This window comes from Pararhodospirillum oryzae, assembly GCF_007992075.1.
Taxonomy (GTDB): domain Bacteria; phylum Pseudomonadota; class Alphaproteobacteria; order Rhodospirillales; family Rhodospirillaceae; genus Pararhodospirillum; species Pararhodospirillum oryzae.
Genome location: NZ_BJZO01000003.1, coordinates 1 through 21167 on the forward strand (window position 1 = coordinate 1; position 21167 = coordinate 21167).

At 68.0% G+C, this 21167-nt stretch carries 15 protein-coding genes; 6 read left to right on the plus strand and 9 right to left on the minus strand.

What is annotated here, in order from left to right:
• Nucleotides 1-30 precede the first annotated feature (30 nt).
• The gene (locus ROR02_RS00830) at nucleotides 31-1311 is read right to left on the minus strand and encodes an RsmB/NOP family class I SAM-dependent RNA methyltransferase (RefSeq protein WP_147162107.1); all 1281 of its coding nucleotides are present in this window, start codon (nucleotides 1309-1311) and stop codon (nucleotides 31-33) included.
• Nucleotides 1308-2771, minus strand: coding sequence for an IMP dehydrogenase (guaB, locus tag ROR02_RS00835; RefSeq protein WP_147162108.1), 1464 nt, complete (start codon nucleotides 2769-2771; stop codon nucleotides 1308-1310). The genes ROR02_RS00830 and guaB overlap by 4 nt, the downstream gene beginning before the upstream one ends.
• A gap of 208 nt (nucleotides 2772-2979) precedes the next feature.
• Here guaB and ROR02_RS00840 point away from each other — a divergent pair, with 208 nt between their 5' ends.
• Nucleotides 2980-3171, plus strand: coding sequence for a hypothetical protein (locus ROR02_RS00840; protein WP_147162109.1), 192 nt, complete (start codon nucleotides 2980-2982; stop codon nucleotides 3169-3171).
• A gap of 42 nt (nucleotides 3172-3213) precedes the next feature.
• Here ROR02_RS00840 and ROR02_RS00845 read toward each other — a convergent pair whose 3' ends face one another.
• From ROR02_RS00845 to ROR02_RS00875, 7 genes are all read right to left on the minus strand, one after another.
• Nucleotides 3214-5301: a putative bifunctional diguanylate cyclase/phosphodiesterase gene (locus ROR02_RS00845; RefSeq protein ID WP_147162110.1), complete on the minus strand. Its 2088-nt coding sequence runs from the start codon at nucleotides 5299-5301 to the stop codon at nucleotides 3214-3216.
• A 127-nt stretch (nucleotides 5302-5428) separates the two neighbouring features.
• Nucleotides 5429-6469 (minus strand): ParB/RepB/Spo0J family partition protein, encoded by a 1041-nt coding sequence (locus ROR02_RS00850; RefSeq protein ID WP_147162111.1) that lies wholly within the window; start codon nucleotides 6467-6469, stop codon nucleotides 5429-5431.
• Nucleotides 6466-7233, minus strand: coding sequence for a ParA family protein (locus ROR02_RS00855; protein WP_170244905.1), 768 nt, complete (start codon nucleotides 7231-7233; stop codon nucleotides 6466-6468). Before ROR02_RS00855 ends, ROR02_RS00850 begins: the two co-directional genes overlap by 4 nt.
• A gap of 145 nt (nucleotides 7234-7378) precedes the next feature.
• On the minus strand, nucleotides 7379-7984 hold the full coding sequence (gene rsmG / locus ROR02_RS00860) for a 16S rRNA (guanine(527)-N(7))-methyltransferase RsmG (protein WP_170244906.1): 606 nt from the start codon (nucleotides 7982-7984) through the stop codon (nucleotides 7379-7381).
• A 162-nt stretch (nucleotides 7985-8146) separates the two neighbouring features.
• Entirely contained in the window at nucleotides 8147-10018 is a 1872-nt protein-coding gene (mnmG, locus tag ROR02_RS00865; protein ID WP_147162113.1) for a tRNA uridine-5-carboxymethylaminomethyl(34) synthesis enzyme MnmG, read from the minus strand.
• Nucleotides 10019-10137: 119 nt separating this feature from the next.
• Nucleotides 10138-11481, minus strand: coding sequence for a tRNA uridine-5-carboxymethylaminomethyl(34) synthesis GTPase MnmE (mnmE, locus tag ROR02_RS00870; protein ID WP_246135331.1), 1344 nt, complete (start codon nucleotides 11479-11481; stop codon nucleotides 10138-10140).
• A 4-nt stretch (nucleotides 11482-11485) separates the two neighbouring features.
• Nucleotides 11486-11758 (minus strand): DUF6489 family protein, encoded by a 273-nt coding sequence (locus ROR02_RS00875; RefSeq protein WP_147162114.1) that lies wholly within the window; start codon nucleotides 11756-11758, stop codon nucleotides 11486-11488.
• A gap of 140 nt (nucleotides 11759-11898) precedes the next feature.
• Between ROR02_RS00875 and ROR02_RS00880 the strand changes: the two genes are divergently transcribed.
• The 5 genes from ROR02_RS00880 to ROR02_RS00900 all read left to right on the plus strand — a co-directional run bounded on the left by ROR02_RS00880 (nucleotide 11899) and on the right by ROR02_RS00900 (nucleotide 21145).
• On the plus strand, nucleotides 11899-13881 hold the full coding sequence (locus ROR02_RS00880) for a thioredoxin domain-containing protein (RefSeq protein WP_147162115.1): 1983 nt from the start codon (nucleotides 11899-11901) through the stop codon (nucleotides 13879-13881).
• Between the two features lie 15 nt (nucleotides 13882-13896).
• Nucleotides 13897-14871, plus strand: coding sequence for a quinone oxidoreductase family protein (locus ROR02_RS00885; protein WP_147162116.1), 975 nt, complete (start codon nucleotides 13897-13899; stop codon nucleotides 14869-14871).
• Between the two features lie 364 nt (nucleotides 14872-15235).
• Complete coding sequence (gene mprF / locus ROR02_RS00890) at nucleotides 15236-17857, plus strand: bifunctional lysylphosphatidylglycerol flippase/synthetase MprF (protein WP_147162117.1); 2622 nt, start codon at nucleotides 15236-15238, stop codon at nucleotides 17855-17857.
• Nucleotides 17854-19236: an AcvB/VirJ family lysyl-phosphatidylglycerol hydrolase gene (locus ROR02_RS00895; RefSeq protein ID WP_147162118.1), complete on the plus strand. Its 1383-nt coding sequence runs from the start codon at nucleotides 17854-17856 to the stop codon at nucleotides 19234-19236. The genes mprF and ROR02_RS00895 overlap by 4 nt, the downstream gene beginning before the upstream one ends.
• 226 nt (nucleotides 19237-19462) lie before the next feature.
• Nucleotides 19463-21145 (plus strand): methyl-accepting chemotaxis protein, encoded by a 1683-nt coding sequence (locus ROR02_RS00900; protein ID WP_170244900.1) that lies wholly within the window; start codon nucleotides 19463-19465, stop codon nucleotides 21143-21145.
• Nucleotides 21146-21167 lie beyond the last annotated feature (22 nt).

Sequence of the window (21167 nt, forward strand, 5' to 3'; positions counted from 1 at the left end):
GGGGAGGCCGGACCTCCCCAGACCCCGCCTTTACGGAACGATCCGGTCCAACACCGCGACGAAAAATCCATCGGTGCCATGGCGGGCCGGGGTGAAGCGGTGCCACGGCTGGCCGTCGGGCGCGGGATGCGGCCGGTAGTCGGGATGCGCCGCCAGGAAGGCCGTGATCTGGCCTTCGTTTTCCTCGGGCAGCAGCGAACACGTCGCGTACACCAGCCGCCCGCCGGGCCGCACCAGATCCGCCGCCCGCGCCAGCACCCCCGCCTGTTCCGCGCACAGGGACTCGACCTGAGCCGGGGTCAGGCGCCAGCGCGCATCCGGATTGCGCCGCCACGTTCCGGTGCCCGAACACGGCGCATCGACCAGCACCCGGTCAAAGCTGCCCTTGCGCCGCTTCAGCCAGCGCCCGGTTTCCGCGTCCAGCACCCGCCGCGTCACGTTGTGCACGCCGGCCCGGTGCAAGCGGGTGCGCGCCCGTTCCAGGCGGCCGGCACTGACATCGGTGGCCACCAGGGTGCCCTTGTTCTCCATGGCCGCCGCCAGCGCAAGGGTCTTGCCCCCCGCGCCCGCGCACAGATCCAGCACCGCCATGCCTGGGCCGGCTTCGGTCAACAGGGCGATCAGCTGGCTGCCCTCGTCTTGGACCTCGACCAGGCCTTGCTGGAACGCCGCGCTGGCCGCCACGTTGGGCCGCCCCTCGGCGCGCAGGGCCCAGGGGCTGAGCGTGCCGGGGATGGTGGCGATTCCTTCCGCCGCCAGGGCCGCGACCGCCGTGTCGCGATCCGCCTTCAAGGTGTTGACGCGAAGATCCAGGGGCGCTTCCGGCAGCAGGGCCGCCAGTTCCGCCTCGGTGTCGTCCCCCCAGACCGGGGCCAGCCGGTCGGGAAGCCAGGCCGGGATTTCCAGGCGCACCGCAAGCGGCTGGGCCGGATCGGCGAGCGTCCGCCCGGCCAGGGCATCGATCAACGCGCCTTCAGCCGACGACAACGGCGGGGGTTCATGGGGAGTCCGCCCCCGGGCGTCGAACAGGGCGCGCACCGCCGCCGGGGCCTGCCCGTCCACAAGCAGCAACGAGGCCAACGCCAGGGTGCGCGGCGTGGGCGTGCCCCGCCGTGCTTCCACGTGCCACGTCAGGCGGGCCCGGTGGCGCAGAACGCCCCAGGCCAGCGTTGTAACCGCGCGACGGTCCTTGGCCCCCATGTAGCGCCGGGCCCGCACAAAGGCGCTGACCGTGCCATCGGCCGGCCGGTCGCTGGAAGCGATCGCCTCCAGCAGGGCCACCGCCTCCTGAAACCGGGCGCCAGGCGTCACATGCCACCCCTGTAGTTCGGGGCTTCCTTGGTGATGGTCACGTCATGCACGTGGCTTTCCCGCCAGCCCGAGGCGGTGATGCGCCGGAAACGGGCCCGTTCGCGCAGCTCGGGCAAGGTGCGGCTGCCGGTGTAGCCCATCGCCGCCTTCAAGCCGCCGATCAGCTGGTGAATCACCGTGCCGGCCGGGCCCTTGAACGGCACCTGCCCCTCGATCCCCTCGGGGACCAGCTTCAAGGTGTTGGAGACTTCCTGCTGGAAGTAACGGTCGGCCGAGCCGCGCGCCATGGCGCCCAGCGAGCCCATGCCGCGATAGGCCTTGTAGCTGCGGCCCTGATACAAGAACACCTCGCCCGGGGCTTCCGTGGTGCCGGCAAGCAGGCTGCCCACCATCACCGTGTGCGCGCCCCCGGCCAGGGCCTTGGCCAGATCGCCAGAATACTTGATGCCACCATCGGCGATCACCTTGACCCCCGTGTCGCGCAGGGCCTCGGTCACCTCGACAATCGCGGTGAACTGGGGCACGCCCACCCCGGCCACGATCCGGGTGGTGCAGATCGAGCCCGGCCCGATGCCCACCTTGACCGCGTCGGCCCCGGCATCGACCAGGGCGCGCGCCCCATCCGCCGTGGCCACGTTGCCGGCAATGATCTGGGCGCCGGTGCTGCGGCGCTTGACCTCGGCCACCGCGTCGATCACACCCCGGGAATGACCGTGGGCGGTATCCACCACCACCACGTCCACCCCGGCCTCCATCAGGGCCTCGGCCCGCGCCAGGCCATCGGTGCCCACGCCGGTGGCCGCCGCCACCCGCAGCCGGCCGTGCTCGTCCTTGCAGGCGTTGGGATAATTCTGGGCCTTTTCAATATCCTTGACCGTCACCAGCCCGATGCAGCGGTAATTCTCGTCGACCACCAGCAGCTTCTCGATCCGGCGCGCGTGCAACAGGCGCCGGGCCTCGGCCTGGCTCACCGTCTCGCGTACCGTGACCAGGTTTTCATGGGTCATGAAGGCGCGCACCGGGGCCGAGGTATCCTCGGCGAAGCGTACATCCCGGTTGGTCAACACGCCGACCAGGCGACCCGAGCCGGGCTCGGTGACGGGAATGCCGCTGATCTTGTGATGAGCCATCAAGGCGAGCGCGTCGGCCAGGGGGGCGTCCGGGCCGATGGTCACCGGATTGACCACCATGCCGGCTTCAAAGCGCTTGACCTTGCGCACTTCCTCGGCCTGGGCGGCGATATCCAGGTTCTTGTGGATCACGCCAATGCCACCGGACTGCGCCATGACGATGGCCATTTCGCTTTCCGTGACCGTGTCCATCGCCGAACTGATCAGGGGAATTCCCAGGGTGATCGAAGCGGTCAGCTGGGTACGTGTATCTGCTTGAGCCGGCAGCACATCCGAGGCCGCGGGTTCAAGCAGGACATCATCGAAGGTTAGGGCCTCTGGAATGATCACGGATCGGGCTCCTCGTGTTCACGAAAGGCCGGTCATCATACACCCGTGCCGCCCCGGAGCAAGACCAGCCTAGTCCGACGATGGACAAAACCGGTCAGGGGGGGGTACAGTCAAAGGACGAGTGAAGGGGTCCGTTCCCCAGGGATCGCGTCGCGCCCCTTTTCTTTTCAAGACCGTCCTCCTCCCCCGGACACGAAGGAGTTCCGCCATGGTCAACAAAAAAGTCGCGGGTGTCATGGCCGTGGCCATTCTCGGCCTGCTGCTCTACGTTGGCATCTATGTTGGCGGCGTGACCCTTTCGACCGGCATCATGACCGTGGCCCTGTTCCTGGGCCTGGGCCTGACCTTGACCCTGTTCGTGCTGATCATCCTGATCACCCGGGGCAAGACCGAAGATTAAAGCGCATTCCGATTAAAATGGAGTGATCGCCCCTGCCCGGCCCTACAGCATGGCCATCAGGTCATCCGGCGGCAGGGGCTGGCCAAACAAAAAGCCCTGGATCAAATCGCAGTAGTGATTGCGCAGGTGCTCCAGCTGCGCCTCGGTTTCCACCCCTTCCGCCACCACCCGCAACCCCAGGCGCCGGGCCATCAAGGTGGCCGTTTCAACCAGCACGGCGTCCTCGTGACGGGTGAGCATGTCGGCCACGCATTGCCGGTCCAGCTTCATCACGCTGAAGGGATGGTGACGCAGCGTTTTCATCGAGCCGTGCCCCGAGCCGAAGTTATCGATGGTCAGGGTAACACCGCGCTCATGCAGCGCGGCCAGGGTATGGCCGATCAGCACCGGATCCCGGGCCAGGGTCGCCTCGCTGACCTCCAGTTCCAGCACCGAGGCCGAAAGCCGGGTTCCTTCCAGCACTTCCTGCACCCGATCGGGAAAGCCAGGGTCGCGCAACTGACGCCATGACAGGTTCACCGCCAGACGGAAGCCCTCATCGACCCGTTCTTGCCAGATCCGCCCTTGCGTGCACGCGCTCCACAATACCCAGGCCCCGATTTCCTCCATCAGCCCCAGTTCCTCGGCGATGGGAATGAACCGGGCCGGGGGCATGAATCCTCCGTCGGCCAGCGGCCAGCGCACCAGGGCCTCGGTTCCCACCACCGCCAGGGTCGCGCTATCCACCACCGGCTGATAATGAAGCGTCAGGTCCATGTGCCGCACGGCCCGACGCAAGGCGCTTTCCAGGGTAATCTGCGCCTCGATGTCGCGGTTCATGTCCGGGGTATGGAACTGATAGGTGTTCCGTCCGGCTTTCTTGGCGCCTTGCATCGCGGTTTCCGCGTTGCGAACCAGCCCGTCCACGGTTTCCGCGTCGTCGGGATACACGGTGATCCCGATCGATCCGCTGATCAGCAATTCGCCGGCGCCGGCCTTCTCGGGAACAAACGGCTTGCGCAGGGCTTCCAGGATCCGCCGGGCGACCAGGGCATGATGGCGGGAACTCGCGTCGCTGGCCATCAGGATCACGAACTCGTCGCCCCCCACCCGGGCCAGGGTATCGGTATCGCGCAGGCAGTCGCGCAGGCGCGCGGCCACCAGGCTCAGCAAGGTATCGCCTGTTTCCGGCCCATGGGTTTCGTTGATCGCCTTGAACCGATCCAGGTCGATGAAAAGAACCGCGAGGCGCAGCCCGTTGCGCCGGGCATGGGCCAGGGCCAGGGTCATGCGGTCGCGAAGCAGCACGCGGTTGGGCAGCCCGGTCAGGGCATCGTGGTTGGCCTGATGCCAAAAGCGGGTTTCGGCCGCCTTGCGCTGGCTGATGTCTTCGTGCACCGCCAGATAGTGGATGATCACCCCGCCCGCGTCGCGCAAGGGCGTCAGGGTCGTGCGCTCCCACACCAGCGAGCCATCCTTGCGCCGGTTCTGAACCTCGCCACTCCAGGGCCGTCCGGCGCCCAGGTCGGCCCACAGGCGTTCGTAGATCGCCTCGTCCATGGTGCCGGATTTCAAGAAACGCGGCGTGCGCCCCAGAACCTCGTGTGCCTCGTACCCCAGGCCATGCAAAAAAGCCGGATTGGTGTATTCGATCACGCCGGCCGGACTCGTCACCATCACCGGGAACGGGACTTGATCGAGCACGGAGCGCACCGCCCCATCCATCAGCAGTCCCTGGCTGGGCGGTCCCGGGTGAACCGTCACCACCGTGACCGGCCCGCCGTCCCCTTGGGTGCTGGTGCTGCCGTGCAGGTGAACCGCCCGTTCGTCGTCGATCAGCCGGGCAATCACCTCCCATGCTTGGCCGGGCTCGGCAAAACGGGCCGCGCAGACATCGCGGTCTTCCTCGACCAGAAGATCCAGGAACGACATCCCCAGCAAAGCGTCCGCCGCGCGATCGACCATCAGGCAGAAAACGGCGCTGGCAAACACCACCTGCCCCCCGGCCACCACCACCAGCGCGTCGGGCACGGCATCCAGCAGGCGCAGCAAGGGATCCGCCGGGCTGTCTTCCGGCGGAGAGGGATTCTCCTTTGGACGGGAAGAGGACGCCGCCGTCAAGGCAGTCGACGGAGTGACGGAATCGGACATGATGGCGGTCTACCCTTTTCCCGGACAACCGCCCCGCCCCCCGAGACGGCAAAGTGCCCGGGATTTTACGCCGCTTTGAAGAGAGGAACTACCTCAAAGCAGCGCACCAACCGACGACGCGAGGACTCTACTCGTCGGGGTCGAAGGTGACCAGTTCATCAAGGCCGGCGGTTTCATCTTCTTCCACCGTAGGTTCGGGTGTTGAGTCCATGCCGCCGTGCGTCAGACGGTACAAAAGGTCATCCAACTGGGAAAGGGTTTCATAGGTAATGCTCACCCGCCCTCCCCGTCCCTTGATCTCGATGTTGACCGCCAGACCAAGCGCGTTGGACACATCGCGTTCCAGCGCCAGGGTATCGGCGTCCTTTTCGTGCGCCGGCCGGGCGGAACGGTTCTTGGGCGCCGCCGCCTGCTGCGCCAGCTTTTCGGTCTGGCGCACGTTGAGCCCCTGGGCGACCACGCGGCGCGCCAGGTCCACGACATGGTCGCAGGTGATCAAGGCGCGGGCGTGCCCGGCCGTCAGCTTGCCTTCCTGCACCATCCCCTTGACCTCGTCGGGCAGACTGGTCAGGCGCAAGGTGTTGGCGATGTGGCTGCGGCTTTTGCCCAGAACCTGCGCCAGGCCTTCCTGGGTATGGCTGAAGTCCTCCATCAGGCGACGATAGCCTTCCGCCTCCTCGATCGCCGAAAGATCCTGCCGTTGCAGGTTTTCGACAAGGGCGACTTCCAGCGTTTCCTTGTCGGACAGCGACCGGACCAGGATCGGCACGTCGTGAATCTGGGCCCGTTGCGCGGCCCGCCACCGGCGTTCGCCGGCGATGATCTGGTAGCCCTCTCCCCCGTCCGGATCCGGGCGGACCAGGATCGGCGTCAGGATGCCTTTCGAGCGGATTGATTCCGCGAGGTCGGCAATGCCCTCTTCATCGAACACCCGACGCGGCTGGGTGGGGTTGGGCGCCAGCAGGCCAATGGGAACGGTTTGCACCCCCTTGACCGCGACCTCGCCGGCTTCAAGGCGGGCCACGTCCTCGTCGCCACCCAGCAAGGCCGACAACCCGCGCCCCAGGCCCCGCTTGCGTGCCGGGCCCGAGCCAGAAGCAGAGCCGGTTGGGGGCACGGGATCCGAGAACAGCGAAGCCGTCTCGTCGTTCGAACTCGCCGTTGTCATGCCGCCATTCCGTTTTCTCGTCGGATCATTTCACCCGCCAGATGCAGGTAGGCCTGCGATCCCGGGCATTTCAAATCGTACAATAGCACCGGCTTGCCATGCGACGGCGCTTCGGACACCCGGACATTGCGGGGAATCACGGTGTTATACACCTTGGATCCGAAGTACCCGCGCACGTCAGCCGCCACCATGTCGGAAAGGTTGTTGCGCCGATCGAACATGGTCAGCACGATCCCCTGGATTTCCAGGGTCGAATTAAACACCTGGCGCACCCGGTCAATGGTCTTGACCAGATGGCTGATGCCCTCCAGGGCAAAAAACTCGCATTGCAGCGGCACCATCACCGCATGAGCCGCCACCAGGGCATTCAAGGTCAGCAGCCCCAGGGCCGGCGGGCAATCGATCAGCACATAATCAATGCCGTCCAGCTGCCCCTTCAACGCCTCGCGCAAACGAAATTCGCGCCCCATCTCGGCCACCAGTTCCAGCTCGGCGCCCGCCAGATCCACCCCCGCCGGGATGATCGTCAGATTGGCAACCGCCGTCGGTCGCGCGGCCTCGCGGGGGGTGGCGTCGCCCATCAGTAACTTGTAGCTGCCCTGCGAACGGGCCGCCGTGGCCAGGCCCAAACCGGTCGAGGCGTTTCCCTGCGGATCCATGTCGATGATCATGACCCGTCTGTGGGTCGCGGCCAGGGCCGTTGCCAGGTTGATGGCGGTCGTGGTTTTTCCCACCCCGCCCTTCTGATTGGCGATGGCGATAATGCGCGTGGCCGGAGCCGGGGCCGGCGTGGTGGGAGGTGACGCAGGGGAAGAAGACGGCGCCGAAGAGGACGGAGCGGAAGAGGACGCGGCGGAAGCGGTCGCGGCGAGGGAGGTCTCGATCGCAAGGGTTTCAGGGAATTGGGGCTCAGACACGGCGAACCTCTCCAAGTCGCAGGACGAAGCCGCTGGACCCGGTGCGGCTAGGGAACCGGTCCACCCGCATCATCCACGCTGAGCCGGACTCGGTCAACTCTTCCTCGACGGCCTCTCCCTTGAGGAACAGGGCCTCGGCCCCTTTTTCCAGAAAAGGCGCCGTCCAGTCCAGCAGGCGCGGCAAGGGCGCCAGGGCCCGCGCCGTCACCACGTCCACCGGAAACGGATCCAGGGTTTCCAAGCGCCGCGCGTGGACGGTCACCGTCGTGTTGGTGTGGCGGGCCGCCTCGCGCAGGAACACCACCTTGCGCTGATCGGCTTCGACCAGATGCACCTCGGGAACACCCAGGATCGCCAGGACCAATCCCGGAAAACCGGCGCCACTGCCCACATCCAAAACCACGCGGGTGCCTTCGGGCATCAGGGGCAGCAGCTGCGCCGAATCAAGAAAGTGCCGGCGCCAGGGGTCGGACAGGGTGCTGGGCCCCACCAGATTCAAGTGCGGCTGCCACCGGCGCAGCAAGGCCAGATAGGTCTCGCAGCGGGACAATGTTTCACGTGAAACATTGCAGGCGGCGGCAAAGGCCTCGGCGGTCAGCGGAGGCGACGCGGGCTTGCTCATACCAAGGAAATCCGCAAGGAGAAAAGCGAACCCGGCGGCGGGCCCCCCGGGGAGCCCCACAGGCTCACGCCCCCCGTTTCCAGGGGATCGTTCGCGCTCGAACGGGGCAAGGCGCCACGGCGGTCCATCGACCAGCCCTCAAGCGGCGCGCGCCCCTTTCTTCACATAGCGCAGCAGCACCGTCAAGGCTGCTGGCGTCATTCCGGGAATTCGCCCCGCCGCCCCCAGGGTGGCCGGCCGCGCCGCCTGGAGTTTGCCGCGCAGTTCCGACGACAACCCCGAAAGATCCTGGTACGGCAGATCAGCCGGCAGGCCCAGGGCCTCGTCGGCCCGGAAGGCGGCGACATCGGCATGCATGCGGGCCAGGTATCCGGCGTACCGGGCTTCGATTTCCAGCTGCTCGGCCACGTCGGCGCGCAACGCGCCCAGCTCCGGCCACAGGGCCGTGACCCGCTCCCAGCTCATGTCCGGCAGGGTCAGCACGTCCAGCGGAGTCCGCCGCACCCCATCGTGGTTGACCGTGATGCCCCGCCGCGCCAGGGCCTGCGGGGTTTCGCCCAGGCTCTCGACCAGGTGCAGGGCCGCCGCCAGCGCCGCTTCCTTTTCGGCGAAGGCCGCCGCGCGCGTCGCGCCCACGCAGCCCACCGCCAACCCGCGCGGGGTCAAACGCCGGTCGGCGTTGTCGGCGCGCAGCAGCAACCGATACTCGGCGCGACTGGTGAACAGGCGGTAGGGCTCGCGGGTGCCAAGCGTGATCAGGTCATCGATCATCACCCCCAGATACCCGTCGGCGCGGTCCACCGTGAACACCGTCTCCGGCCCCCGCGCCCGCGTCCGTCCCGCCACCAGGGCCGCGTTGACCCCGGCCAGCAAGCCTTGCGCCGCCGCTTCCTCGTAGCCGGTGGTGCCGTTGATCTGTCCGGCCAGGAACAGCCCCGGCACCCGCGCCGTTTCCAGGGTCGGACCCAGTTCGCGCGGATCGACGAAATCGTATTCAATGGCGTAGCCGGGGCGGAAAATCCCTACCCGCTCCAGTCCCGGCACCGTGCGCAGGAACGCCTCTTGCACATCGGCCGGCAGACTGGTCGACAGGCCGTTGGGGTAGATGGTCGGGTCGTCCAGGCCTTCCGGCTCCAGAAACACCTGATGATGCTCGCGATCGGCAAAGCGCACGATCTTGTCTTCGATGCTGGGACAATAGCGCGGCCCCACGCCCTCGATGTGCCCGCCATACAGGGCCGAGCGGTGCAGGTTGTCGCGGATCACCGCATGGGTGGCCGGCGTCGTCGCCGTCAGGTGACACGGGCGCTGCTCGGTGGTGATCGCCGACGTCAGGAAGGAAAACGGCGGCGGCGGGTCCTCGCCCGGCTGTTCTTGCAACCCCGCCCAGTCGATGGTCCGCCCGTCCAGGCGGGCCGGGGTGCCGGTCTTCAGGCGGCCCAGCGGAAAGCCCAGGCGCTCCAGGGCGGCCGACAGACCCAGACAGGCCGGATCGCCCACCCGCCCCCCGGGGGTGCGGGTCGAGCCCACATGCAAGACCCCGCGCAGGAAGGTGCCGGTGGTCAGCACCACCGCGCCCGCGCCCAGGGTTTCGCCCTGGTCGGTGACCACGCCTTGCACCCGGCCCGCGCCGTCCACCACCAGATCCTCGATCGCCCCCGCGCGCACGGTCAGGTTCGGGGTTTCGTCCAACAGGGCGCGCACCGCGTCGGCGTACAGACGCCGGTCCGCCTGTGCCCGGGGACCGCGCACCGCCGGCCCCTTCGAGCGGTTCAGCACCCGAAACTGGATGCCGCCGCGATCAATGGCCCGTGCCATCACCCCGTCCAGGGCATCGATTTCCCGCACCAGATGCCCCTTGGCCAGGCCGCCGATGGCCGGGTTGCACGACATCGCCCCCAGGGTTTCCAGGCGATGGGTGGCCAGCAAGGTCCTGGCCCCCAGGCGCGCCGCCGCCGCCGCCGCCTCCACCCCCGCATGGCCGCCACCGACCACGATCACGTCCCACATCACCGTCTTCTGTCCTTGTTGGTCCGACCCCCGGGCCGGACGAGTCCTTGGTGGTCCGACCTTCGGGGCCGGATGTCGTGTCCCTGCCGTCGGGTTCCTGCCGTCGGGTGCTGGCGCGGCTATTTGCCCAGGCAGAAGTCGCGGAAGATCACGTCCAGCACGTCCTCCACCCCGACCTGCCCGGTCAGGCGTCCCAGGGCGCGCAGGGCAAGACGCATATCCTCGGCGCGCAGTTCCGGCAAGGGGGCCTGCTCGGCCCGCTCCAGCGCGGCCACGGCATCTTGAATCGCCATCCGGTGGCGCAGTCGGGTGGGGGGTGGACTGCCGTCCCCTTCCACCAGGGTTTGGGCCAGGGTCAACAAACGCTGTTCCAGCCGCGCCATGCCCGCGCCGGTCCGGCAGGAAATCCACACCGGCCCGTCTTCAGCCCTCGCGGCTTCGGGGCACAGGTCGGCGCGGGTTCGCACCCGAACCACTGTGGCTTCGGTGCATCCGGGCAGCGGGTCCGGCGCCGCCGCGCCCAGGGTACCGTCTTGCACCACCACGGTCAGGTCGGCGTCGGCGTGGCGGGTCCAGGCCCGGCGCACGCCCTCGGCCTCGATCGGGTCGGCGGTGTCGCGGATGCCCGCCGTGTCCGCCACCAGCAGCGGGATCCCGCCCAGGTCCAGGGCGATCTCGATCACGTCGCGGGTGGTGCCGGCGGTCTCGGACACGATGGCCGCTTCCCGCCGCGCCAGCTGGTTGACCAGGCTGGACTTGCCGGCGTTGGGGGCCCCGATCACCGCGACCCGCACCCCTTCACGCAGGCGCTCGCCGCGATGGCCCTCGGCGAGATGGCGGGCCAGGGTGCCGCGCAAGGCGCGCAGCCCGTCGCCAATCGTTGCTTCCAGGGTTTCGGGCAACTCCTCGTCGGGAAAATCGAGGACCGCTTCCAGATGGGCCAGCAGCCGCAGCAAGGTATCGCGCCAGCCCTCGACCAGGCGCAGGAGGGCGCCATCGGCTTGTCGCAGGGCCTGGCGGCGCTGGGCCTCGGTCTCGGCGTTGACCAGGTCGGCCAGGGCCTCGGCCGCCGTCAGGTCCATCTTGCCATTCACGAAGGCGCGCCGGGTAAACTCCCCCGGCTCGGCAAGACGCAGGCCGGAGCAGCGCCCCAGGGCTTCCAGCACCCCCATGACCACCGCCCGGCCGCCATGGACATGCAGCTCGGCCACGTCCTCGCCGGTGAAGCTGCCCGGCCCTGGAAACCACAAGACCAGCGCGTCGTCCAGTGCCTCCCCCGAGGCCGGATCGCGCAGGCAGGCCCGCGTCGCCCGGCGCGGGGCCGGCAGGTCGCGGGCCGACAGCGCGCGCAGCGCCGCCCCGGCCTCGGGGCCGGAAATCCGCACCACCGCCACGCCGCCGCGTCCGCGCGCGGTGGCCGGGGCAAAGATGGTTGCCTGAACGGGCACGTCGTTTTGCCTCACGCGCTTATCCTTCCGAGCCGCCCGAGCCGCGTCCCGATCCGCCTGTTGCCGCCTTGGCCATCTGCGACCAGAAGAAATCCTGCATCGCGCCCAGGTTCTGGACCTGCATCGGCAGCCACGACCGCATCAGGGTTTCCGGCTCCATGGCATTCAAGGACGCGGCCATGCGTTCCTTCATCTGCTCCAGCAGGGCGTCTTGCAACGGCGCCACGTTGGGCAGGCCAAAAAAGGCCCGGGCTTCCTCGGGCGTGCATTCCACATTGACCGTGATTTTCATCCGCCGCTTCCTTGTGTCTCGCTTCTCCCGCTTCCCTTTTCGCGCGCGGTTGCAGGAAGGCGGTTCTCTCCCAAGGTTATGTCAGGGCGCGATGGCCCGCAATGTCCCGGACTCCCCGGGGTTCGCCAAAAGGGGGTGCCATGAGTGAAAACCGTTTGGGCGAGGCCAGCTCGCCCTATCTCCGCCAGCACCGGGACAACCCCGTGGACTGGTTCCCCTGGGGGGCCGAGGCCTTCGCCGAGGCCCAGGCGAGCGGTCGCCCCATTTTGCTCAGCGTCGGCTACGCGGCTTGCCACTGGTGCCATGTCATGGCCCACGAGAGTTTCGAGGATGCCTCGGTGGCCGCCGTGATCAACACCCACTTCGTTCCGGTGAAGGTCGATCGCGAGGAGCGCCCCGACGTTGATGCCTTTTACCAAAATGCCCTGGCCTTGATCGGCCAGCCCGGGGGCTGGCCCCTGACCATGTTCCTGACCCCCGACGGCCGTCCTTTCGCCGGCGGCACCTATTTTCCCCGCGCCCCGCGCTTCGGACGGCCCGGGTTCGTCGAGGTGCTGGGGCTGGTCGCCGAGTTCGCCCGCGACCATCCCGCCCGCATGAACGATCAGGCCGGCCAGGTGGTGGCCGCCCTGGCGCGGTTGGAAACAGCGCCCGATGCCGGCCCCGACACCCCTCCCCTGCCCGATCTGGTGCCCCTGGCCCGTGTCGTGGCCGGCCGCGTCGATCCCGTGCACGGGGGATTGACCGGCGCCCCCAAGTTCCCCCTGCCGGTGGTGTTTCAATTCCTGTGGCGGGTGGGCGTGCACCAGGACCAGAAGGACGCCCGCGCCGCCGTCACCCTGACCGTGACCCGCATGGCCCAGGGCGGCCTGTACGACCACCTCGCCGGCGGCTTCGCCCGCTACGCCACCGATGAAACCTGGCTGGTGCCGCATTTCGAAAAGATGCTGTACGACAACGCCCAGCTGGTGGATCTCCTCACCTTGGTCTGGCGCCGGACCCGCGACCCGCTGCTGGAGCGCCGGGTGCGCGAGACCGTGGCCTGGATGGACCGCGAAATGACCGGCGAAAACGGCGCCTTCGCCGCCTCGCTCGACGCCGACAACGAAGGGGGTGAAGGGGCGTTCGCCGTCTGGTCCGAAGGCGAGATCGACGCCCTGCTGGGCCCGATGGCGCCGGCATTCAAGGCCGCCTATGGGGTGGTGCCCGGTGGCAACTGGGAGGGTCATTCCATCTTGCACCGCGCCGGCCCGATCCTGGCGCCGGCCGAGGAAAGCGCCCTGGTGGCCGGGCTGGCCCCGGCCCTCGACCTGCTGCGCGGGGCCCGCGACCACCGGCCGCGCCCCACCCGCGATGACAAGATCCTGGCCGACTGGAACGGCCTTGCCCTGGTCGCCCTGGTTCATGCCGGCCAGGTGTTCGCCGAACCCGCCTGGATCGAGCGCGCCCGCCATGCCTGGGACGGCATCCAGGCCACGATGACGCGGCCGGACCAGCGCCTGGGGCACAGCCTGTGCCGGAACCAGCTTCAGGAAACCGCCCTGCTGGAGGACTACGCGGCCCAGGCCCTGGCCGCGATCGCGCTGTACGAAGCCACCGGCACCCCGGCGTTCCTGGATCAGGCCCAGGCCTGGATGGAAACCGTCGAGCGCTTGTATCGCGACCCGACCGGCCCGGGCTATTACCATACCGCCGCCGACGCCGCCGACCTTCCCTTGCGCCTGCGCGGGCTGCCCGATGGGGTGGTGCCCAGCGGCAGCGGCCTTCTCGCCTGGGTGTTCGCCCGTCTCGCCGTGCTGACCGGTGCCCCCTGCTGGGACGACCGCCTGGAGGGGCTGCGCCGCGCGGCAGGGGCCGAGCCCCTCACCCGCTTCCCTCACCACGCCGCCCTGCTGGCCGCCTGCCAGTGGCGCGCCCTGGCCGCCGAGGTGACCTTGCATGGCGATGACGGCTCCCTGGCCGCGACCCTGGCCGCCCTGCCCCACGATGCCTATGCGGTGCGCCATGCCCCGGCGCGGGGCCCCCAGCCCCAGGCCACCGTCTGCCGGGCCGGGGTGTGCGGTCCCCTTCTTTCCACCCCCGACGCCCTGCGCGACGCCCTCGCGCTTCCCCGGGTGTCCTGACCGGAGTCCCCTTCCGTGACCCTCAGTGTTCGCTTTCATGCCACCGGCGGCCCCGATGTTCTCACCGTCGAGGATCTTCCCCTCGCCGATCCCGGACCCGGGGAAGTGCGGGTCCGCCACACCGCCATCGGCGTCAATTACATCGACACCTATCACCGCAGTGGCCTCTACCCGGTTCCCCTGCCCGGCTGCCCGGGAATGGAAGCCGCCGGCGTGGTCGAGGCCGTGGGGCCCGATGTCACCCGGGTGGCGGTGGGTCAGCGCGTGGCGTATGGCACCGGCCCCACCGGCGCCTACGCCGCCGCCCGCATCGTGCCCGAGGCCATCCTTCTCCCCCTGCCCGAGGGCATCGCCGACGAGCAGGCCGCCGCCATGATGCTGCGCGGCATGACCGTGCAGTACCTGATCCGGCGCACCTTCCCGGTGGCTCCGGGCATGACGGTTCTGCTCCATGCCGCCGCCGGCGGGCTCGGGCTGATCGCCTGCCAGTGGCTGCGCCATCTGGGCGTGACCATCATCGGCACCGTGGGCTCGGAAAAGAAACGCGAGATCGCCCTGGCCCACGGCTGCACCCATGTCGTGATCCCCAGCCAGGAAGACCTGGTGGCGCGGGTGCGCGACCTGACCGACGGCAAGGGGGTGCCGGTGGTTTATGATGGCGTGGGCGCCGCCCTGTTCGAGGCGTCGCTGGACTGCCTGCGGCCGCGCGGCATGATGGTGACCTTCGGCAACGCCTCGGGACCGGTGCCCCCCTTCCCCCCCACCTTGCTCACGCAAAAGGGATCGCTGTTCCTGACCCGGCCATCCTTGAACCACTACACCGCCGAGCGGGACGAGCTGGAAGCCACCGCCGCCGACCTGTTCGAGGTTGTTCAGAAGGGCGTGGTGTCCATCACCATTGGCCAACGCTTCCCCCTGGCCGAGGCCGCCGCCGCCCACCGGGCGCTTGAATCCCGGGCCACCGTGGGCTCGACGATTTTGCTGCCCTGATCCCCATCCGTCGCCCGCCCCAATGTTTCACGTGAAACATCCGGGCGCGGGCGACGGATGGCTCCTCCCCTGCCGGCGCCGTTCCACCACCTTGCCCTTTCCGGCGGTACTCCTGCTCGCCGGGCCCGCTCGCCTGAATCGTGCGCCTGGCCCGCGCGCTTGGGTCGTGCGCGTCCCTCGTTCCAGTGTTTCACGTGAAACATCCAGGTCCGGGCAACGGATTTTTCCCCTGGCTCCCCTTGGCGGCACTTTCCCGGTCCGCGCCCCTTGACACACCCGAGACCTGTCCTCACCGTCTTGTGGCCTCGCCACTTCCGACGACTGCCCCGCGGTCGCCTCGACCTCTCGTTTCGTGTGATCTCCCATGACCGTCGAACCCGATCCCGACGCCCAGGCGTCGGAAAAACCCCGCACCCTCTTCGCTTCGCTTCGAACATGGATTTCCTCTCATCGCACCGCCCTGGTCTCGCTTGCGACGGTGGCCGTGCTGATTCTTGTTTCCGTGACCATCGCGTCCCTGGTCCGGGAAGTGCATTACCAGGACGTTCTCGCCGCGCTGCGCGAAACCACGGCCACCCATGTGATCCAGGCCATTGGCCTGACCGCCATCGGCTTCCTGGCCCTGTCGTTCTATGACGTGGCCGCGCTTTCCTTTATCGGGCGCCCCCTGCCGTACCGCGCGGTTTCCCTCACCGCCTTTTGCGCCTACGCGGTGGGGAACACGGCCGGCTTTGGCCCCCTGACCGGAGGGGCGCTACGCCTGCGGTTTTATGGCTCCTATGGGCTGGAGCCCGAGGACGCCGCCAAGGTCATTGTGTTTGTCACCACCGCCTTCGGGCTGGGGCTCACCACCTTGTCGGCCGCCGCCCTGGCCTGGACCGCCGACGACATCGCCCCCTTCATCGGCTTGCCGGCCCTGCCGGTGCGCGTCGGGGCGGTGATCACCCTGGCCGCCATCGTTGGCGCTTTCATCTGGGTGGCCCTGACCAAGGAGAAAACCCTGGGCCGTGGCCGCTTCAGCGTTCGCCTGCCGCACCCGCGCCTGGTGCTGGGACAACTGGCCGCCACCGTCGTTGATGTGCTGGCCTGCGCGGGTGTGTTGTGGGTGCTGATGCCCCCGGTGCCGCTGTCGTTTGCCGCCTTCGTGGCCTTGTTCACCGTGGCCCTGGGCCTGGGCGTGCTCAGTCATGTTCCCGGCGGCCTGGGGGTGCTGGAAACCATTTTGCTGGCCACCCTTTCCGATTCCGTCCCCGTGGACGACCTGCTGGGCGCGCTCATTCTTTTCCGGGTCATCTATTACATTCTGCCCCTGGTGCTGGCCGCCGTTGTCGTGACGGGGGTCGAGGTTCGGCGGCTGGTCCTGGGCCCCGCGACCTCGCGCCTGCTGGGGGCTGGCACCCGCCTGGTTCCGCCCGTTCTTTCCGCGTTGACGGTGACGCTTGGCGCCATGCTGATTTTTTCCGGCGTGACCCCGGCGCAACCGGATTCCCTTTCGGTCCTTGCCGACTGGGTGCCCCTGCCGGTGGTCGAGGGGGCGCACTTCCTGGCGTCGATCCTGGGATTGCTGCTCATCGTGGTGGCGCGCGGTCTTGCCTTCCGGCTGGATGGTGCCTGGGGTGTTGCCCTGGGGGCCTCGTTTCTGGCCGTGGTTCTTTCGCTTCTCAAAGCCCTGGCGCTTGGCGAGAGCATTCTTTTGAGCCTTCTGATTGTTGCCCTGCTGGCCAACCGCTCGGAATTTCGCCGCCCCGCCGCCCTGGTTCACCAGGCCCTGACCCCGCCCTGGCTGGCCGCCGTGGCCACCGTGGTGATTTCCGCCTTCATCTTGCTGTTCGTGACGTATCGCGAGGTCGAATATTCCCATGCGCTTTGGGGCGTGTTCGAGTTTTCGCAGGAGGCCCCCCGCAGCCTGCGCGCCCTTCTCGCGGTCACCTTGGGAGCGATCGCCGTGGGTCTGTGGTCGCTGCTCCGCCCGGCCAGCGGTCGCGCCCCCATCCCCCACGAGGGCGACCTGTGCCGCGCCGTGGCCCTGATCGATACCCAGCCGACCGCCGCCGCCAACCTGGTGCGCATGGGCGACAAGAGCCTGCTGTTCAGCGACGACGGCGGGGCCTTCCTGATGTATGGCCGTCAGGGCCTTTCCTGGATCGCTCTCCTCGATCCGATCGGCGCGCGGGACGCGGCCCCGGAACTGGTGTGGCGCTTTGTTGAAATGGCCACCGAGGCCGGGGGGCGGCCGGTGTTTTATCAGGTATCGCCCGATTCCTTGTCGCTGTACGCCGACGTGGGCTTGCGGGCCTTCAAGCTGGGCGAGGAAGCAGTGGTGGATCTCACCTCCTTTTCCCTGACCGGATCGCGTCGCTATGGATTGCGCCAGACCCTCAGCCGGGGAGTCCGCGAGGGCCTGTCGGTCGACGTTCTGACCGGGACCGAGACCGAAGCCGTCTTGCCGCGCCTGCAAGAAATTTCGGATATGTGGCTGACCACCCACAAGACCCGGGAAAAGCGCTTCTCCCTGGGGGCCTTCCAGCCCGACTACGTGCTGGCCCAGCCCGCCGCTGTCTTGCGCCACCAGGACCGGATCGTGGCTTTCGCGACCCTGATGGTCACGGCCTGCAAGGAGGAAGTGGCCATCGACCTGATGCGCTTCGATCCGGAAGGGCCGCGCTCGGGCATGGAGTTTTTGTTCCTGCGTCTGATCGAGCGCTACCAGGCCGAGGGCTTTCGCTCCTTCAACCTGGGCATGGCGCCGCTGGCCGGCTTGCGGGCCAGCGTCTCGGCGCCCATGTGGAACCAGGTGGGCCGCGCCGTGTTCGAGCATGGCGAGCGGTTCTATAACTTCCAGGGTTTGCGCGCCTTCAAGGCCAAGTTCTCCCCCACCTGGCACCCGCGCTACATGGCGGTGGGGGGACGGGTCAACCCGGCGCTGGCCCTGGCCGACGTGGCCTTGCTGATCAGCGGCGGGCTCAAGGGAGTGATCGGAAAATGAGCCTCAGGTACGCGCTGCGCCACGGCATTGCCGTGGGGCTGATGAGCGCCGCCCTTCTGGGCCCCTCCGCCCCCGCCAGGGCCGAGGTGATCTTGCCCACGGGGACGGTGGAGACCGGGAACCTCCCCCTGCCCCGCCTGGCGCTGCCCCAGGGAAGCCCGCGCGGGTTTGTGTTCCTGTTCTCGGGCGCTCAGGGCTGGGGCACCACCGACGAGGCCCTGGCCGCCCGATGGCGCCGGGAAGGCGTCGCGGTGATCGGTCTTGATACGCCCGCCTGGCTGGCCCGCGCCGCTTCCGCCGAAGGGGAGTGCGCCGATCTGGCCGGCGACCTGGAGGGCCTGAGCCAGACCCTTCAGCAAGCCCTGGGACAAGATCAGTACCGGCCGCCGGTGGTGGCCGGGCTTGGCATGGGCGGAACCGTGGCCCTGGCCGCCCTGGCGTCGGCTCCGGTGCGCTCTTTCGCCGCCGCCCTGGCCGTGGACCCCGCGCCCATGCTGCCCCTGGGCACGCCGCTGTGTCGGGACCAGAAGCCCCCCCTGCCCCCGGGATCGGCCGGATTTGGCTTTCCGGGCGCCGACCTTGCCGACCCGGCCACCGTGGTGCTGACCCCCACCGCGCTTCCCGATGCCCGCGCCCAGGCCCGCCTGGCCCATCGCGCCCAGCCCCAGGTGCGGCTGGTCCGCGCCACCGGACCCCTGCCTGGCATCCTGGACCGGCGGATGCGACGCGTGCTGTGGAGCCTGGATCAGCCCACCGATACGTCCGTTGTCCCCCTGCCGGCCGCCGCCACCCAGTCGGTGCTGGCCATCGTGTATTCCGGCGATGGCGGATGGCGCGACCTCGACCGCGACATTGCCCGGCGCTTGCAAGCCCAGGGGATCCCGGCCCTGGGCATCGACTCGCTTCGCGCCTTCTGGAAGCGCAAGACGCCCGAAGAAGCCGCCGCCCAGCTTTCCCAGCTCATCCGCCATTACACCGAGGCCTGGGGCGTGAACCGGGTGCTGATGATCGGGTATTCCTTTGGCGCCGATCTCCTGCCCGAAACCCTGGTCGCCCTGCCGGCCGAGGACCGGGCCCGTATCGCTCAGGTTTCCTTGCTGGCGCTGTCCCCGGTGGGGGATTTCGAAATCAACCCCACCGGATGGATGGGCCAGCCTCCCGTGCAGCCCACCCCAACCCTGCCCGCCTTGCGCCGCCTGGATCCCAGCAAGATCCAATGCCTGTACGGACGCGACGAGGCCGAGGACTCGGCCTGTCCGGGCCTGGAAAGCGAAGGGGTCGAGGTCGTGGTCCTGCCGGGTGGTCATCATTTCGACGGCGCCTACGGCCATCTGACGGACATCATTACCACCGGGTTGAAAGCCCGGCTGTCGCCCTAACGCCCAGGCGGTAGGCCAAAACCGCTGATCGTTATTTCTCGCGATGGTTTCTTGTCAAACCGCGCTACCTCACTCCTTACTAAAGGAAGGGATGCATCCTCCCTTCCCTCCGCGCCTTCCCTGGGGGATGGATCCGTTCCATCCCCTTTTTTTTATTCGTGCCGGGGTTGGCTCTTTTACCCGTCCACCGCTTTTCCACATCTCTCCTTTCACGAAAGACATCCCCATGACCCTGCCCAAACTTGGCCTTTCCGGCAAACTGCAAAGTGTCGTGGCCATCAGCGTCATCGGATTCTTGATCACCGCCTTGATCGCTCTCGGCACGCTTCGAACCATGCTGGTCGAAGACCGGATCGACAAAATGGATAGTCTGGTCGATACCTCGTTATCGATACTCAAAACCTACGACGACCGGGCCACGGCGGGCCAGATCACCCGGGCGGAAGCGCAAGCCCAGGCCGTTGCCCTGCTGCGGGACCTGCGCTACGACGGCGCCGAGTATTTTTTCATCTATGATCAAAACGGTATTTGCAAACTCAGTCCCGGTCACGCCGAGCGCGAAGGCAACAACGCCCTCGATACCCGCGACGTGAACGGCTTCCCCTTCATCAAGGCCTTGATCGACGCCGGCAAGGCCGGTGGCGGACCGGTGTTCTATCGCTACCAACGCAAGGCCGGTGCCGAGCCCGCCGACAAGATTTCCTACGCCCAGTATTACGAGCCTTGGGGATGGATGATCGGAACCGGGATTTATATCGACGACATCCAGTCGGTGTTCCTGGCCAAGGCGCTGCAATTCGCCCTGATCGTGGCGCTGGTGATCGCTGTCGCCGTGGGCTTTGCCCTGGTCATCGCGCGTTCGATCGTGCGTCCGTTACGCGGCTTGACCGAGGTCACCACCCGCCTGGCCCGGCAGGAGTATGACACCGAGGTTCCGGAAACCAGGCGCGCCGATGAAATCGGCTCGCTGGCCTCGTCCATTCGCACCCTGCGCGACGCCGCGCGGGAATCCGAAACCCTTCGTCAGGCCCAGGAAACGGCCAAGCAGCACGCCGAGGAAGAACGCCGCCAGCGCGCTCAAAGCATGGCCAGCTCGTTCGAAGCCAGCGTCAAGAACGTGTCCGACGCCATCGCCGCCTCGGCGGGCCATCTGGACAACGCGGCCCAGCGCCTCTCGCGGGTGGCCGAAACCACGACGGCGCAAACCCAGTCGGTGGTGCGCGCCGCCGACGACACGTCGGCCGATGTCGAGGCCATGACCTCGGTTTCCGAGCAGCTTTCGGCCTCGATCAACGACATCAACCGCCACGTCAAGGCCTCGAGCCAGGCGATCGCGGCGGCGGTGGAAGAATCGGAACGCACCGATCGTCTGGTCCAGGGCCTTGCCCAGGCAGCCGGACGGATTGGCGATGTCATCACCTTGATTAATCAGATCGCCTCGCAAACCAATCTGCTGGCCTTGAACGCCACCATCGAGGCCGCGCGCGCCGGCGAGGCGGGCAAGGGGTTTGCGGTGGTCGCGGGCGAGGTCAAGCATCTGGCCAGCCAGACCGCCCGGGCCACCGATGAAATCGCCGGCCAGATCGGAACGGTGCAAACCGCCACCAGCGAAGCCGTGGGCGCCATTCGATCGATCAGCGAGACCATCGGCCGCATTGACGAGATCGGAACCGCGATCAGCGCTGCGGTTGACGAGCAGCACCGGGCCATGACCGACATCAGCCGTTCGATCACCGCCGTGTCGGGCGGCAACCAGACCATGAACGCGACGCTTGGCAACCTGCGCACCGAAATCAACGGAATCGCCGAAACCTCGTCGGCGGTGCAGGCCGCCTCGCGCGATCTCAGCGACCGTTCGCGCGGGCTGGATCGGGAAGTGGCGACCTTCCTGAAAACGATCGGGGCATAAAAGAACCCGGCCTCATAAGAAA

What these genes read in the sequence shown, in the direction of transcription:
- mprF (WP_147162117.1), top strand. Translation starts at nt 15,236, where the DNA reads ATGACCGTCGAACCCGATCCCGACGCCCAGGCGTCGGAAAAACCCCGC.
- mnmG (WP_147162113.1), bottom strand. Translation starts at nt 10,018, where the DNA reads ATGTGGGACGTGATCGTGGTCGGTGGCGGCCATGCGGGGGTGGAGGCG.
- ROR02_RS00880 (WP_147162115.1), top strand. Translation starts at nt 11,899, where the DNA reads ATGAGTGAAAACCGTTTGGGCGAGGCCAGCTCGCCCTATCTCCGCCAG.
- ROR02_RS00900 (WP_170244900.1), top strand. Translation starts at nt 19,463, where the DNA reads ATGACCCTGCCCAAACTTGGCCTTTCCGGCAAACTGCAAAGTGTCGTG.
- ROR02_RS00845 (WP_147162110.1), bottom strand. Translation starts at nt 5,301, where the DNA reads ATGTCCGATTCCGTCACTCCGTCGACTGCCTTGACGGCGGCGTCCTCT.
- ROR02_RS00895 (WP_147162118.1), top strand. Translation starts at nt 17,854, where the DNA reads ATGAGCCTCAGGTACGCGCTGCGCCACGGCATTGCCGTGGGGCTGATG.
- ROR02_RS00840 (WP_147162109.1), top strand. Translation starts at nt 2,980, where the DNA reads ATGGTCAACAAAAAAGTCGCGGGTGTCATGGCCGTGGCCATTCTCGGC.
- ROR02_RS00875 (WP_147162114.1), bottom strand. Translation starts at nt 11,758, where the DNA reads ATGAAAATCACGGTCAATGTGGAATGCACGCCCGAGGAAGCCCGGGCC.
- ROR02_RS00850 (WP_147162111.1), bottom strand. Translation starts at nt 6,469, where the DNA reads ATGACAACGGCGAGTTCGAACGACGAGACGGCTTCGCTGTTCTCGGAT.